Source organism: Alteromonas lipotrueae, from assembly GCF_019249255.1.
Taxonomy (GTDB): domain Bacteria; phylum Pseudomonadota; class Gammaproteobacteria; order Enterobacterales; family Alteromonadaceae; genus Alteromonas; species Alteromonas lipotrueae.
On record NZ_JAESDJ010000006.1, the window covers coordinates 167,062 to 179,913 of the forward strand.

Here is a 12,852-nt window from a genome sequence, read left to right on the forward strand (position 1 = left end):
AGGTATAAAAAAAGGTAAATCTACGAGGGTAGATTTACCTTTATAACATTTTTTATTACAACAGCTTATAATGCAGTGTCTTAGAACTTATAAGCGAACTTCGCGCTCCAATGACGTGGTAGTTCTGGCAACACAACTTGGCTACCGAACAAGTCAGGGAAGTTAGCGCGGAAATAACGCTCATCAGTTAAGTTCTTAACAGTAAAGTTTACAGACCAGTCATCTGCCTGATAAGAAACACCTGCATTCACTAGCGTGTACGCTGGAAGCATTACCGAAGCAGAGAAGCCAGAAGCTACTTCTTCAACGTCAACTACACTCACGTTAGCCGCATAACCGTTTTGGAAGTCGTAAGTTGCCGTTACTGTGTACACGTTTTCAGGGATACCCGCTTTACGTGCATCAGTGTTAGCAAAGCCTTCACCAATTAAGTTCAAGCCAATCACGTTACCACCAAACACGAGCGACGGATCGGTAAGACTTGTTAAGTCTTCAGCACCAAGGAAACCAAACTGGCTACCATTTTCAAGTGCAGTAAGGTTAATAACCTTAATGTTCGTGTAGCCTGCAGACATCACTAAGTTTTCGTTAACAACCCAACGAAGTTCAAATTCAGTACCTTTGTTGTTTGTGGTGTTGTTAGTAACCGTGTTTTGGCTGCTAAAGTCGGTTCTTTCCATTTCAAATGAAGAAAGTGCAAAGTAAAGGGTATCGTCTAGCAATGAACCTTTAACACCGAACTCGAATAACTCAGACGTATCGAAAGCACCGTCTTCTAGTTGGCCAACACCAATTTCTGCACCTTGACCCGCAACAATCGTTGCTTGCTCAGCAGCCGTGATGTAAGGAATTAAGCCAAACGGAAGTTCGTATGAAATACTGGTATTCCAAGACCAACCGCCTACTGTATCCTCAGCATATACAGGTACTTCATCGCCAGTTGCGCCAAGTAGCAGGTCGGTACGTGAAGTCGTTTCGATATCAATGGTGTCGTAACGTACACCAAGCACAAGATTTAAGCCCCAATCCCAAGTAAGGTCGGTCATGGCACCAATACCTAAATCAAGGTAGTTACCTTCATCGTAGTTATCGTAGTTCATACCAGAGCGAGTAGAAAGCAAGCGTCTATCAAGCGCCGATGATGCCATTGTTAGGTCACGACGGTTAAAGTACTCGTACGTAAAATCATCACCGTGTAAAAAGTCGGTGTAACGAATTGACGGAGAAATTTGGAATTGTGCTAATAGGCTATCGTTTTCATATTCGGTAGCGAAAACAATCTTATCTTCAATTACCCAGCTATCGTGGAATTGAGAGAAGCCATACGCATTTTCGTTAATGTTATCGTATGAATCGTAGAAGAACTGGTTACGAATTTCCCAGTTGTCTGCGTAATAGATGGTATCGAAGTAGAAAGTAATCGCTTCGTTACCCAATTGGTCATCTGGTGCAACCAATACTTGGCTACCGCTTAGGGTAGTAGTACCTACGTTTTCAAGTGCCATTAGGGCAGTGGCTTCATCATCGGTAAATGCAGCACCAGGCACGTAGAAGAAGCTGTTACCCGCAATATTTACTGCGCCATACTCTTCGTGACTAATTGAGCCGTCGCCGTCTGTATCAAGTGGCTGTGCAGTACCAGTAATATAAGTACCGTCGTCGATTAGCTCTTGTGTTAAACGGTTCCAACCAGCAACTTGGTTACCATCGTAATCGTGGTACATACCACCAAATTCAACACGAAGGTTATCAGTAATATCTATGTTGAAAGCGGCTTGTAAAATAGTTTGGTCAGTTTGTGTGTTCTCGTAGTAACTATCTGAGTTTTCTACTTCACCGTACAGGTAATAACCGACTGTTTTATCGCCAACCTGTGCTGGACCACCAACCTCTGCCGTTAACACGCTCTTATCCCACGAACCCGTCGTGTAAGAGATTGCGCCTTCAGGCTTTTCTAAATACTGGCCAGATGAAGCACGGGCAGATTTAGGGTTAAAGTTTAAGTAACCACCAATTTTAGACGGGCCGTAAATTGGCGATGCTGGACCACGAACAATATCAATTCGGCTTGAAGCACCAATTGGCGTAGGGTAGTTACCTGGGTTATCTAGGCGTTTAACGCCACGGAAATAGGTTTCACCAGGCGTACCACGTACATCAAGTGAACCAGCTACACCAAAGAATGACTGGGTAAATGTACCAGGAGCAAATGCCACTAGTTCATCAATGTCTGAAACGTTAAAACGCTCCATTTGTTCTTGAGAAATCGTTGATGCAGAACGCGGTGTTTCAAGAATTGATTTTCCAAAACCAAAAACTGATTCAACATCTTGACCAGGCAAACTGCCCAGAGAGCCTGTTACTTCAATTTTTTCAACGTCAGCGTCTTTCGGCGCAGATTCAGCCTCTTGTGCAAGTGCGATTGAAGGCACTGACAACGTCAGACCGAATGCTAGCGCACGGGCTAGTGGGTTAAGCTTGAATGTAGTGTTAATCATGGTTTCCTCTATTTTTAATAACCTTTTAAAAGGCTTTTTATACTTTTTTATTTTTCTGTCTGGGTAAAAGCACAATGAGTGCCAGCTTCTTGTCCAGTTGGTCAGGAAGTAGAATAAATTTAAATTAATGATTTTATTGAGTTTTTTTTAGAGTTGGGAAAGTGGTGATGTTATCAAAATGTGAAGTGGAGCAATGCTGATGGCTCTCTGCACCAGCGTTGTGATATTTACCCTGCGTGTTGCACCAAATTTGCTCTTTATACTTCACTTTGAGTATCTGAGGTGACTTCTGCTGATTTTTGCGGTGCACGTGGCAAAGAAAGTTCTAAAATGATGGCAGTCAGGCCCGCAGAGGTTACGGGTGAAAGTAAAACGTTTTCCAGCCATGTAGGCAATTGCGATAATGCGCTGGGCACCATCATTACACCAATACTCATCCCTAATGCACACGCGGTGATCAAGCTACTTCTTCTATCTAACGCGTAGCTAGCAAGTAACTTCAAACCACCTACGGCCACCATGGCAAACATAACCAGTGTTGCCCCGCCCAACACCGGCTTAGGTATAGCTTGTAGCACCCCCCCCACAGCAGGAAAAAGACCAACAAACACAAACATGCCCGCCACGAAGAAACCCACTTTTCTACTCGCAATACCAGTTAGCTGAATAACCCCGTTGTTCTGCCCAAAGGTGGTATTGGGAAATGTATTAAAGGCACCCGCAATCATAGAGTTAAGTCCATCACCTAGAATGCCACCTTTAATGCGCGATAAATAAAGTGGGCCAGTCACGGGTTCTTTGCAAAATAGGCTATTCGCGGTTAAATCGCCTGCGGTTTCAATCGCAGTAAATAAATAAATGAGGGCAATGGGTAAAAACAAGGTGATATCGAAGCTAATACCAAACGCAAAGGGTTGGGGAACCGCAATAGCAGGTAGGGCATTTAAGTGAGAAAAGTCTAATCCTTTGGTGATCCACACATAGGCGGTACCCAATGTCATCCCCACAAAAATGGCCGATAGTCGTACCCAGTGATTATTCGACGCGTTTAAAAATACAATAATTAGTAAAACGCTTACCCCTAATCCTAAATTATCTAAACTCGCAAATGATTCAGCATTAAACCCACCTGCTAAGTCGGTCATTCCAACATTGATAAGCGATAAGCCAATGGCGGTAATAACAATACCCGTCGTTAGTGGTGTGATAATGCGTTTAAGTTGAGTAACAAATAAACTGAAAACTACCTCAACGACCGCCCCCGCTAGGGTTAAACCAAAAAGTAGAGATAAAATTTCTTCGCTACTGCCACCTTCATTTTTTACTTTCATGCCGGCCAATAGCAATGCACTGATAAAGGCAAAGCTAGTGCCCTGAATAGCCACTAATCCACTGCCCACTGGGCCAAATTTTTTCGTTTGAATAAAGGTGCCAACACCACTGACAAAAAGCGCCATGCAAATAAGGTAGGCCGTGTGCTCTGTAAGTCCCAGAGTTGCAGAGATAATTAATGTAGGCGTTATGACACCAATAAAGCTCGCCAGCATGTGCTGAACCGCAGCCGTTAAGCAAGCTACCGCATTGGGTTTGTCGTGCAGGCTATAAAGTAAATCTTGAGGTTTCTCTTGCATGATTAATCCTTATCGTTGCTGCACAATTCGCTTTCAAACGTACAGATGAATGCGCGAAATTTTGGGGTAGGAGTGTTGACGTTATCTACTGCAACTAAGCGTTCAAACCCAACAATACGTTGGTGATATAAAGCAAGCTGCTGCGCTTTTACATCGGGTTGTAAAAAACTGTACTGCAAACTGTTGGTGCCTAATGTGAGTACTTCTTCCCAACTTAAGTTGAATTCGGTAACCGCAACATAAAACTCGTCGGTCAAGGTGGAATCGAACATACCTCTATCATCGGTAGATAGCGCGGTAGGAATACCTGTTCGCAAATATTCTGGAAAGGGGTGGGCATCGTAGCTGGGAATGTATTCAAGCAGTAAGTTCGAAATAAGGTTAATTTCTATAAGGTACTGGCCGTTTCTCATTAGCAATAGAGTATCTGGGTCGAAAATGGTATTTAAACCATGCCCAATGCGCTCTGCTCCAAGCAATAAGGTGTCTCGTACGTTTGTGTCTGCGGTTTCTGACTCACCAGCGTGAAAGGCCAATGAAACTTTAGGGTATTTGGCACGAAGCTTACGAAGTGTTGATGCAAACCGTTTCGGTTGCCCATTCATGTCATCTTCTCTGCCTACTAAATTAATACCCACGTACAAGTCTCTGTGGCTATCCACAAAGTCATAAATCCATTCTAGTTGCGCTTCGGCGTCGGGTAAAAAACGCACCAGAGCATATTGAAAACGAACAGTAACTTGCGTGGCTTGTGCCTCGTCGCTGGCAAGCATGTCGGTATAAATACCGAGTGCTTCGTCGGGCGTATAAGGGCTACCATCCGGTTTCTTTGTATAGCGAACATTCACTTGGGTTTCCAAATATTGCAGATTTTCCTTTTGGTAAGCTTGCATATTACGTAGTAATATTTTTGATACTAACGTGGGATTAGCCGTGAGCTCGTTTAACCGTTGCCAATGGGTAGAAAAGAATTCTTCTCGCCCTTCTGACGGAGTATGTAAGCGAATACTATCCATAAACTCGCGTTTTAAATTGTCATCAAGCAATCCTAATTCAGTGTAATTTTTCTGAATACAAGGCGGTAACCTAGCCCATGTCGTTTTGCTGATGGTATGAAAGCGTAATGCACTTTGTTTGCCTGAATGGCATAGGGTGTTGCTCACCAGTGTGTAATAGGTATATCCCCCATTTTTAGTAGGATCTGCTGCCAGTTCGTACCACCATTCACTAAACCCTGAACCTGACAAGTGGTGATGTAAATCGCCTCCTTTTGGCATGGCTTGTAAAAATTGATACATCTGGCGTGGCGTGGCCGTTTGTTTAAAACTTTCAAACCATAAGGGCATTGAAAAAAATGAGGAAGTAGAAGAACTGGCTACTGAACTTGGTGTGGCAGCGCTTTTGATAGCAACGCTGGTAAGGCAGATAAAGACAACAAGTGGAAAAGATAACAAGGTAAGTCGCAAACGCATGAGTACTACAGCAGTGTTAAAATCATAATGCGTGAGGTTTGCAAGAAGCTGACCAGTTAGTCTATGGTTAAAAAGAAGGTTAACTCAATGATTAACGGGTAATTTAAGGTAAAATAAGCGAAGGGAGAAAATGACATTAAGTATACGCTGCACCAATGTAGTGCCTTTAAACGAAAAGCGCGCCAATATGACGCGCTCAAATTAACAGCAAGGCTTTGAAACTAATTAAAATTCAACGCCTTCGTCTAGCGTTACAAAGATAGAATGACGCACTTCGTTATACATGGCTTTTGAGCAATGGCCTTCGCCTTCGGTGTCTTCGAGTAGAATAACATCGCCAGAACCAAACACATGGCGCTCACCGCTAGAAACAGTGAATTCTGCGCGACCTTTTAATATAAAAAGAAGCTGGCGTGCTGGCGCGGGGTGCCATTTAAAGTCATAGTCAGCAGGGGTTTCTCTAAAGATAATCTTATCGGCCCCAAACTTTTCTGACAACAGACCAATAGGTCCGCCATCCTTCAGTGGAATATCGATTTCACCAAAGTGGCTCTTGCCTTCATCGTCGTTATATATCCTTGCTATCTTCATCTTACTCATACCTGTTTCTTATCATTTAACGAATAATGCTTAAACGTGAACCTTGCGTAGGCAGGAACTATGCCTTAGTACTTTAACGTGCGAAGACTGTGGTGCAATACCGCCAAGCTAGCGGCAACATCATCTGTGGTGATTGACTCAGCCGGATGGTGACTAATACCACCCTTACAGCGTGTGAATAACATAGCAACAGGGCATATCTCAGCCATTGCCATTGCATCATGTCCTGCACCCGAGGCCAGTACTTTGGGTACTATCCCAGCTTCAGTTACACCCTTAAGCAATGTATTTTGTAGGGCGCTATCACAGTGAACCGCTGGCGCACTGTGCGTTTGCTCAACTTTTAATTCCACATTACGCAATATGGCAATGTCATTGATTTTTTGCAAAATCTCTGCCAATGCGGCGTCTCTTAACGGGTCTTCTTCACTGCGAATGTCTAATGAGAACTGACAGCGCCCTGAAATTACGTTCACTCCATTGGGCGCATTTTCAATTTTACCCACGGTAGCCACAACGCCTGGACGCTGCTGGCTAATAGACTCTACTGCTAAAATCATTTCTGCGCTGGTGCACAAAGCATCATGGCGCATCGACATAGGCACAGTACCCGCGTGTCCTGCCATACCGGTAACGGTTAAAGAAAAGCGCTTCGCACCGGCAATAGCGTTAACCACACCGACCGGTAAATTCTCTTGCTCTAATACTGGGCCTTGCTCAATATGCAATTCTAAGTAACCCAGTAAGTCGGTCCGTGCAATGGTAGCGCTGTTAATGGCATCAAAATCCAGTCCGAAGTTTTTCATCGCATCTTCAAGCGAAATGCCATCTTCATCTTTTAGCCTGCGCCATTCGTTTTGCCATTTGCCCGTTAATGCACGGCTACCTAAAAGTGTGGTGCCAAAACGCGTGCCTTCTTCGTCACAAAAACCAACAATATCGATATGAAAAGGAAACTGTTGGCCTACGCCGCTGAACATGGCCATTAGCGTAACAGGGGCTACCACACCTAGCATGCCATCATATTTACCGCCATTTGGAACGGTGTCTAAGTGACTGCCAATAATCAATCGAGGTGCATTTGGAACGGCCGATGTATAGCGGCCCCAAATATTACCCACACTGTCTTGCCAAGTTGTCATGCCAGCTTCTATCATCCAACCAGAGGTTAATTGGTTGGCGAGCTTGTGCTGTTCGGTTAAATAGCGTCTGTCTAAACAGGTAGGGTTTTGGCTTAACGAACCTAGTGCTTCACAGCGCGCCATGACTAACGCGGCCGCATCAGAAAACTCAGACATTCATGGCTCCCGAATACACAGCAAGTGCGGCGTCTACGCCAGCGCCAGCCGGTAGCGACATACCTTGCTTACGTAATACGGTTTCTAGCGACTGAAGGGTATGCAATACCGCATCTTGGCGGGCGTTATAACCCATGGTGCCTATACGCCAAATTTTACCTTTGAGAGGGCCAAAGCTGGTGCCAATTTCAATGTTGAAACGCAGTAGCAGGTCTTCACGTACTTGCTCGCCGTGTACGCCATCAGGAATAACCACACCTACTACATTACTCATTTTGTTAGCTAGGTCGCCAAATGGTGTTAGCCCCAACGCTTGCACGCCTGCTAGCATGGCATCGCCTGCTACTTTGTGACGTGCAATAACATTTTGCTGGCCTTCTTCAAGGTGCAAAATAGCGCATTCACGGGCACAATAAAGCATGGTAGCGGCTTCGGTATGGTGGTTTAAACGCTCATCACCCCAATAATCCATGATCATGCCAAGGTCGAAATAATTAGAACGAATTTTCGGGCCACGGGCACTTTCATGGTGTGCATCTCGAATACCGGCTTCAACGTGATGGCGAGTTCGCACCACATCAACGAATTTTTTGCTCATGGTAATGGGCGCACTGCCTGAAGGGCCGCCTAAACATTTCTGCAAACCTACTGAAACTGCATCTAGCTTCCATTTGTCTACTTCTAACGGGTTACCACCTACCGATGCGGTTGCATCGCAATAGAACAACACGTCGTTGGCTTCACAAATGGCACCAATGTCATCAAGAGGCTGAAACATAGTGGTAGAAGTGTCGCCTTGTACAATCGCTAACAGCTTTGGCTGAACTTTCTTAATGGCCGCTTCTATTTGCTCGGGCTTAAATACTTCACCCCATGGCACTTCAATAGTGTGTACTTCCGCGTCGGCGCGCTCTGCAATTTCAGCCAATAAATGCCCAAAACGACCGAAAATAGGTACTAATACTTTGTCTCCAGGCTCAATAGCCGACACTAAAACCGCTTCAATACCAGCGCGCGACGTGCCGTCAATCAGCATGGTTTGTTGGTTTTCAGTGTTAAATAACGTGCGGTATAGCGCCATGGTTTCATTCATGTAGCCCGTCATTACTGGGTCGTATTGCCCCACCAATTGTGTAGACATGGCAGACAAAACACGGGGATAACAGTTAATAGGGCCTGGGCCCATTAAAAGGCGCGGTGGAGGGGTTAAAGGTGCAAAACCAGTCATACTAGGCTCCTAGATAAACACCTGCGCAAGCATGCGCAGGCCAGTAATGATGAGAACAACAGCGAAAATCTTCTTAAGTAGGCCTGCGTCTAACTTATTGGCAATGCCTGCACCAATTGGCGCAAAAATTACCGTTAGCGGTACAATGCATGCGAAACCAAGTAGGTTAACGTAACCGTAGGTAGCAAACGGCGCATCAACAGGTGTAGTACCTACAAATAAAAGGGTAATAGCAGCTGGCAGCGATATAATTAGGCCAACAGCGGCAGCTGTACCTACTGCTCTGTGCGCAGGGTAGTTACAAAAGGTAAGGGTAGGTACGGTAAGTGTGCCGCCACCAATCCCAACCATGGAACTGAAAAAGCCAATACACGCCGCCATAATAGATTGCCCAACACGCCCAGGTAGGCTGTTAAACAAGGCATCTTTTTTGCCAATTAGCATGTTGATGGCAGACAAGGTGGCAATAACACCAAACATCAATGTTAAGAAGTTAGCGTCTAGTACGGTGACTAAGTAACTTCCTGCTAGAACGCCAATTAAGATGAACACAGCCCATGCCTTTAATAGCGCAAAATCTACGTTACCTTTGCTGTGGTGGGCGCGAATAGAGCTAATAGACGTTGGAACAATTGTGGCCAGCGATGTTGCGGTTGCTATTACCATCGCACTTTCTGCCGATACGCCTAACGCTTGAAATAGAAAAAACAGGACTGGCACTATAACAATACCGCCGCCGACACCTAACAGGCCAGCCAGTAATCCGGCGAACACGCCTGTACCAATTAACGATAAAATTACCGTCATGTTATCGAGTAAAAACTGCATAAATAAAGAGTCTCGTTATGAATTAAATCTTGTGCTTGTGGGCAAGCTTTTTGTATACAAATTTGTGTAAGTAAAAAAACGCTTGGCCACAATTAAATTATGGTGGATTGCTCTGGCTTATCTAAAAAGGGGTGGACGTCCTTTAAAAATAAGCCAAAAGCAACACACCGATAAAACGGCTTGGGTAGTTTATTAAACCCGTATAGGGTTAACTATTATCGATAGATGTAGAATCTAACGATTAAGCTGCGCAGTTAAACCCTATCAGTAAAGGCTTTACCATCGCTGCGTGGATCGCTTGCTGCACTGACAGACCCCGTTGGCGTGCGAATGACCGCTCCCGCGTGACCCATCAGTTCGTTACAAGGGTCAACAGTCACCATGTCGTGACCACGGGCAATAAGGCTTTCGCCTACATACTCGGCTAAGTCACGCTCGGCTTTTAAGTTGTTACTTTCATCACCCCAAGTACGGCCTAGTAACCAGCGGCCAAGCGCAATGGCTTTATCAATAGGTTGGTTGTGATAAATATGGCGGGCAAATAAAGCAGCTTGTGTTTGTGGCTGACCTTCACCGCCCATGGTGCCGTAACTCATGCGTCGCCCATCGGATAAATCGGCGAAGGCAGGGTTAAGCGTATGAAACGGTTTCAACCCAGGCTTTAAGTATTGGTTGCTAGCAGAGTCTAACGAGAATGAAGTCCCTCGGTTATTCCATACAATGCCGGTTTGTGGGCTAACAATGCCTGAACCAAACTCCCAATAAAGCGATTGAATGTAACTTACCATTCGGCCTTCGCTGTCACACGCGCCCATCCAAATGGTATCGCCTGGCTTCGCCACATGTGGCCATGGCTGCGCTTTTTCTACCGATATGTGTTTAACCATTTCATCTAGCGAGGCATCGGTTAATAGGCTAGATAAATCTACAGGCGTACGTGATGGGTCGGTCACATTCGCATTTCGTGCAATAAACGCTTGTTTGGTGCATTCAATCAATAAGTGAACCATGTCAGCATCGGTAGTGCCTAAATGCTGAACCTTGTCGTACAGCGCTAAAATAATTAACGACGCTACACCTTGGGTAGGTGCAGGTAAGTTATACAAAGTGCCTTTGCTGGTAGTAACTGAAAGCGGTTCTACAATTTGCGCTTTGTATTGATTGAAATCTTCAATACGAATAGGTGAGCCAGCGGCTTCTAAATCGGCTGCTAGTTTGCTAGCGAGTTCGCCATGATAGAAGTCATCAAGCCCGGCTTTGGCTAAGTGGCTGAGTGTTTTAGATAACGCTGTCAGTTTAAGGATTTTGCCTTTTTTAAGTGCTTTGCCCTTAATTAAAAACTGATCGAAGTTTGGGTCACTCGCCAAATCGTCAAAGGTTTTATTGCTGGCATCTACCAAGCTTTGCGTCACCTCAATACCCCAATTAGCCTGGCTAATTGCCGTATCAAACAAGGTATTAAGCGGCAGACCATCTTGCCACTGGTGGCTTATTTTTAACGCTTCATTCCAACCCGCAACAGCACCGGCCATAGTCAGGGCTGATTTTCCGCCTCGGCTAGGAATAGCGCTGTCGTCTTTATAAAATTCAGGGGTGGCACCTAGTGCGGCAACGCCCGACGCATCAATGCCAACAGGGGCTTTGCCAGGTTCGCTAATTAACCAAAATCCGTCGCCACCCATGCCATTCATATGGGGGTATTCCACGGCAATAGACGCCGCCGCCGCCACCATAGCTTCAATCGCGGTGCCGCCTTTTTCTAAAATATTCAAACCCACTTGCGACGCCGCAAAGTGAGGGGCTGTAAAGCCTACGTTATGCTTTTCACTCATTGTCTTTTTTTATCCATTTGTTATTTGGCCAATGCAACCTTGTTTTCTCAGAAAGCCTAGTATGACCAATCAATTTGCTGTCAGTGCTTTCGCTAGCTTAATGAGTGCAAGATCGCTGCCTTTTTTGCCCACCAGTGATAAACCACATGGGGCGTTTTGTAGGGTAAATAGCGGCATATGAATTTGTGGAAGCTCTGCTAAACCTGCAATTGAGGTAAGCGCAAGCAGGGCATTCCTATCGTTCGCTAATGTTTCTTCATCAGCATCGCACCGAGGTGCAATACCGGGAGTAGTGGGTATCAACAATACGTCTACGGTTTCAAATAAGCCGTTTATGTATTCTTGAAACGCCACTTGCTGCTTCTTGGCATGTTCAATCTCTTGTTCGGAAATCGTTTCACACCAATCTAATCGAAGCATAATATCGTGGGCAATATCAGGGTGAGTGTCAGTTATCCACTGGCCATGTTGCTGCCAAATTTCAGCACCTTGTAAAACGCGAAACGTCGCGGCAGTATTCAGTGCCGATAAATCCAATTCGTCTTCGGTGATAGTGCAAACCGTCACACCCGCTTTTTCGTTAAGCGTTTCAAGCCATTTTGTGACCAAAGCGCCGTGTTTCGCACTTTGAAGCAAATGCTGAACAGCACCAATTCGTATTGTGATGTTGTTAGTGTCGTCTGCGATGGTAGACAGTTCTTCCTGCCCAGCATTGGCTAAACAAACGTGGCTCACTTTTTCTAAGGTGTCGATATCCCGCGTCATCCAACCTATGGTGTCGAAAGACGGTGCCAGTGCCACCATGTTGTCACACGGTATCGCGTTGTGCGAAGTACGTAAGCCCCATAATCCTTGATAACTAGCAGGAACACGAATAGAGCCACCTGTGTCTGTACCCAACCCAATATCAGCTAAATGCGCCGACACCGCCACTGCCGAACCTGAAGATGACCCCCCTGGAATGTGAGCAGGTGCAATGGGGTTAACCAGTTGTGGATAATGTTTATTTTGTCCATGTAGGCTATAAGCCAACTCATCGGTAATCGTCTTACCTTTAAACGTGACGCCTGCACTACATAATGCTTCAACGGTACTATTGGTGGCCGTAGGTACAGGGTGCGTCGCTAACCAATCAGGGTTCCCGGCTGCGGTGGGTAGCCCTTCAATGTGAAATAAATCTTTTACCGCTAATGCATAGCCCTTTAAGGAATAGCCCTTTAATTCGCAAGCTGTTGGTGACGCATTGACTGTCGCAGAATCTGGTGCAGATGCTGAAGCGCTTTTAGCATGTATTTTAAAATCAGCAGGAATAGAAACAAAAGGAGAAGACACGGTACATTCGCAATAGTGAAAAAGATACCTCCATGAAACAATCGTTTCTCTTTATTGTCAAGTGAAACGTTTGTTGCTGGTGTGTAATATGCTTTGTTTTTGTGGCCTAGTTTATGAGTTGTTTTCAATAAGG

Annotated in this window: 9 protein-coding genes; all 9 read right to left on the reverse strand. The window is 45.2% G+C overall.

Features of this window, described 5'->3' with window-relative positions:
- Positions 1-80: 80 nt before the first annotated feature.
- The gene (locus KYS23_RS10590) at positions 81-2,498 is read right to left on the reverse strand and encodes a TonB-dependent siderophore receptor (RefSeq protein ID WP_218397064.1); all 2,418 of its coding nucleotides are present in this window, start codon (positions 2,496-2,498) and stop codon (positions 81-83) included.
- A gap of 257 nt (positions 2,499-2,755) precedes the next feature.
- Positions 2,756-4,129, reverse strand: a complete 1,374-nt coding sequence (locus KYS23_RS10595) for a uracil-xanthine permease family protein (protein WP_218418569.1) — start codon at positions 4,127-4,129, stop codon at positions 2,756-2,758.
- A gap of 2 nt (positions 4,130-4,131) precedes the next feature.
- Complete coding sequence (locus KYS23_RS10600; protein WP_218418571.1) at positions 4,132-5,601, reverse strand: adenosine deaminase family protein; 1,470 nt, start codon at positions 5,599-5,601, stop codon at positions 4,132-4,134.
- 225 nt (positions 5,602-5,826) lie between these two features.
- Entirely contained in the window at positions 5,827-6,192 is a 366-nt protein-coding gene (locus KYS23_RS10605) for a cupin domain-containing protein (protein WP_159534555.1), read from the reverse strand.
- 74 nt (positions 6,193-6,266) lie between these two features.
- A complete protein-coding gene (locus KYS23_RS10610) occupies positions 6,267-7,499 on the reverse strand; it encodes an allantoate amidohydrolase (RefSeq protein WP_159531054.1) in 1,233 nt (410 codons plus the stop codon).
- Positions 7,492-8,727: a pyridoxal-phosphate-dependent aminotransferase family protein gene (locus KYS23_RS10615; RefSeq protein ID WP_218397060.1), complete on the reverse strand. Its 1,236-nt coding sequence runs from the start codon at positions 8,725-8,727 to the stop codon at positions 7,492-7,494. The genes KYS23_RS10610 and KYS23_RS10615 overlap by 8 nt, the downstream gene beginning before the upstream one ends.
- A 9-nt stretch (positions 8,728-8,736) precedes the next feature.
- The gene (locus tag KYS23_RS10620; RefSeq protein WP_159531050.1) at positions 8,737-9,555 is read right to left on the reverse strand and encodes a sulfite exporter TauE/SafE family protein; all 819 of its coding nucleotides are present in this window, start codon (positions 9,553-9,555) and stop codon (positions 8,737-8,739) included.
- A gap of 254 nt (positions 9,556-9,809) precedes the next feature.
- The gene (locus KYS23_RS10625; RefSeq protein ID WP_218418573.1) at positions 9,810-11,387 is read right to left on the reverse strand and encodes a gamma-glutamyltransferase family protein; all 1,578 of its coding nucleotides are present in this window, start codon (positions 11,385-11,387) and stop codon (positions 9,810-9,812) included.
- Positions 11,388-11,456: 69 nt separating this feature from the next.
- Positions 11,457-12,719 (reverse strand): amidase, encoded by a 1,263-nt coding sequence (locus KYS23_RS10630; RefSeq protein WP_159531046.1) that lies wholly within the window; start codon positions 12,717-12,719, stop codon positions 11,457-11,459.
- Between the last annotated feature and the right edge of the window lie 133 nt (positions 12,720-12,852).

Coding starts and splice junctions, on each gene's coding strand:
- KYS23_RS10625 (WP_218418573.1), bottom strand. CDS start 11,387: ATGAGTGAAAAGCATAACGTAGGCTTTACAGCCCCTCACTTTGCGGCG.
- KYS23_RS10610 (WP_159531054.1), bottom strand. CDS start 7,499: ATGTCTGAGTTTTCTGATGCGGCCGCGTTAGTCATGGCGCGCTGTGAA.
- KYS23_RS10595 (WP_218418569.1), bottom strand. CDS start 4,129: ATGCAAGAGAAACCTCAAGATTTACTTTATAGCCTGCACGACAAACCC.
- KYS23_RS10620 (WP_159531050.1), bottom strand. CDS start 9,555: ATGCAGTTTTTACTCGATAACATGACGGTAATTTTATCGTTAATTGGT.
- KYS23_RS10590 (WP_218397064.1), bottom strand. CDS start 2,498: ATGATTAACACTACATTCAAGCTTAACCCACTAGCCCGTGCGCTAGCA.
- KYS23_RS10615 (WP_218397060.1), bottom strand. CDS start 8,727: ATGACTGGTTTTGCACCTTTAACCCCTCCACCGCGCCTTTTAATGGGC.
- KYS23_RS10605 (WP_159534555.1), bottom strand. CDS start 6,192: ATGAAGATAGCAAGGATATATAACGACGATGAAGGCAAGAGCCACTTT.
- KYS23_RS10600 (WP_218418571.1), bottom strand. CDS start 5,601: ATGCGTTTGCGACTTACCTTGTTATCTTTTCCACTTGTTGTCTTTATC.